3 protein-coding genes are annotated in these 2,637 nt (G+C 48.9%); all 3 read left to right on the top strand.

Features of this window, described 5'->3' with window-relative positions; genetic code table 11:
- Positions 1-1,290 (top strand): hydroxymethylglutaryl-CoA lyase-like TIM-barrel protein (locus tag D5S03_RS08885; RefSeq protein WP_287043572.1); only part of this gene is annotated, 1,290 nt, incomplete at its 5' end.
- 346 nt (positions 1,291-1,636) lie between these two features.
- On the top strand, positions 1,637-2,077 hold the full coding sequence (locus D5S03_RS08880) for a hypothetical protein (protein WP_287043570.1): 441 nt from the start codon (positions 1,637-1,639) through the stop codon (positions 2,075-2,077).
- A 44-nt stretch (positions 2,078-2,121) separates the two neighbouring features.
- Positions 2,122-2,637 (top strand): flavoprotein (locus D5S03_RS08875; protein ID WP_287043568.1); only part of this gene is annotated, 516 nt, incomplete at its 3' end.

The raw sequence follows: 2,637 nt of genomic DNA, 5'->3' as shown, positions 1-2,637 counted from the left end.
ATCCCCAGGTGCCACTTCGAGGACATAACCAGGGCGGACATTTACGGTTTCTGCATCCCTTATGCCCAGAAGCTTATGGAGCTTTCCCAGCAGAAAGGACTGCCGGTGAAAATCCGCCTTTGCGACACCATGGGTTACGGTGTACCTTACCCTGGATCTGCCCTGCCCAGAAGTGTGGCCAAAATTGTCCGGGCTTTCACCCACGAGGCCAAGGTGCCTCCGGAGGCTCTGGAATGGCATGGTCACAATGATTTTCACAAGGCCTTTATAAACGGCACAACCGCCTGGCTGTACGGCTGCAGCGCAGTCAATTCCACTCTTTTTGGAATAGGCGAGCGTACCGGCAACGCCCCCCTGGAAGCCCTGGTCATTGAATACATCTCACTGACCAGCGATGATGACGCTGCGTACACACCGGTAATTACTGAACTGGCCAGGTATTTCCACAAAAACCTCGGCGCTGAAATACCCGCCAATTATCCTTTTGCCGGCAGGGACTTCAATGCCACCAGTGCTGGAATTCATGTAGACGGACTGATGAAGAACGAGGAGATATACAATATCTTCGACACTGAGCAGATTCTTCACAGGTCCATACCCATTATTATTACCGATAAAACCGGTAAAGCCGGCGTGGCCTACTGGATCAACCATTACCTGGATTTATCTGATGACCAGAAAGTGGACAAAAGGCATCCGGCTGTCGGGAAAATATACGAGAAAATCAGAAAATCATACAATCAGGGCCGTACCACCAACTTTTCACACGAAGAGATGGACCAGCTGGTACGGCGCTACCTGCCCGAACTGTTCTCTTCATCCTTTGATCAGTTGAAGGAACTTGCTCACAGGGTGCTCAAGAAAATCATTCAGGATCTGGCAGCTGAGCCTGAAATGGCCTCGCTTGACATTGACAGCATCAACAGCAAGATGCAGGAATTTTTAAAGGAGTACCCCTTTATTCAGTATATGTACCTTACCGATATCAACGGTTGCCTTATGACCTGGAATGTAAGCGATATAGGCGATCTTTCCAAGTACAGGCAGGTTGAACCAGGCATCAACCTCTCAGACAGAGAGTGGTTTATTCGCCCTGTTAAAACCGGAAAAATGCATATAACCGACTTTTACAAGTCTCATTTCACGGGAAAGCTTTGTTTGACTGCATCTATCCCCGTATTCAGTGAAACAGATGAAATCCTGGCCGTACTCGGTGCAGATATCCGCTTTGACGAACTGGTCAAAATCCAGGAAGATTTTGCTTTTGAACAGAACCTGTTGTCCAGATAAATAAGCACCACGTATCTGTTCAGCGCTTTGCATGCAGCATGGCTTTCAGCCCGGAGGCATACAGCCCGGAGGGGGGACTGGCTCATCCGTCACGCCTGAGGCGTGATGTCCCAGAAAATGAAATATTTTAAGCACAAAATGATGCTCAAGTGGGTCCCGGAGTGCCTGTCCCCTGCTTTCCTTAAAAGAGCTGAGCAGATACAGCACCACAAAGGCGTTGCCAGCCTGCCAGATAGGCAAACTTGACTGGTTCCGCCCGTCTGAGTGGATACTTGGTTCTTTATGCAGGGCCAGCCCTGTTTGTAAATGTTTATTTAAGCCTAATTATTATTACAGGAGAAAAAGCATGTGGAAAACATTATCAGTGGCTCTTATGCTCCTAATTTTATCCGGCTGCTGGGCCACCAGGGAACCTGAACCGGAAAGTTTTGAGCCTGTAACCGAATCCCAAGAGCCTGAACAAAGAGAAACTGCTGCCCATGGCTACTATGATTTCGAGGATATACCCATTCCCAAGGAAATGAGCATTGATAGAGATGACTCCATTCTTTTTGAATCCCAGGGCATTAAGGCCGGAATGCTGACCTATTCCGGCAGGGTAGACAGCAATTCCCTGTTTAACTACTTTCTGTCAGCACTGCCTAATGAAGGCTGGGAACTCTTAAGCTACATAAAGTATGGCACCCAGATTCAGACTTTTGCCAAGGACGACAGACTTTGCATCATCCGTATCATTGACGGCAGGTTAAGAACCGAGCTTCAGATCTGGATCTCCCCAAAAATCTGATACATGTGGTTAATGCAATCAAAGCCATGCTTTCCAGCCCATATATGATTTTTGACCATTACCAGGGCCAGCGGGTACACTTGGGCATCACCGGTAGTGTTGCTGCCTACAGGTCCCTTGACCTCGTGCGCCTGCTTCAAAAATCTTCCATTTCAGTCAGTGCAACCATCACCAGCTCCGGCAGTACATTTATAGGTCCTCTCACTTTGAGTGCCCTTGGAATTGATCCTTTATATACCCCAGATTACTCCCAACTGGAACAGCCTTTTGCCCACCTGAGTTCTCACCTTTCTCCTCACGCCTTCATGGTGGCCCCTGCAACCGCCAATATCATGGCCAAGGCAGCCTCAGGTATCGCTGACGATCTTTTATCCACACAAATATTATCCTACCCTGGAAGAGTGCTTTTTGCCCCAGCCATGAACCCCAACATGTGGAGCAATGCCGCCACCAGACGCAATATCTGCCTGCTGCATGAATTGGGCCATGAAGTAATTGAGCCGGAATGCGGGCAGGTAGCCTGCGGTGATCAGGGTCAGGGCAGGTTTCCGGAACTTGCT

The sequence above is a fragment of the Desulfonatronospira sp. MSAO_Bac3 genome (assembly GCF_003838035.1).
GTDB lineage: Bacteria > Desulfobacterota > Desulfovibrionia > Desulfovibrionales > Desulfonatronovibrionaceae > Desulfonatronospira > Desulfonatronospira thiodismutans.
Note: the sequence above shows the minus strand (reverse complement) of the source record. Positions and strands in the feature narration are given on the sequence as shown.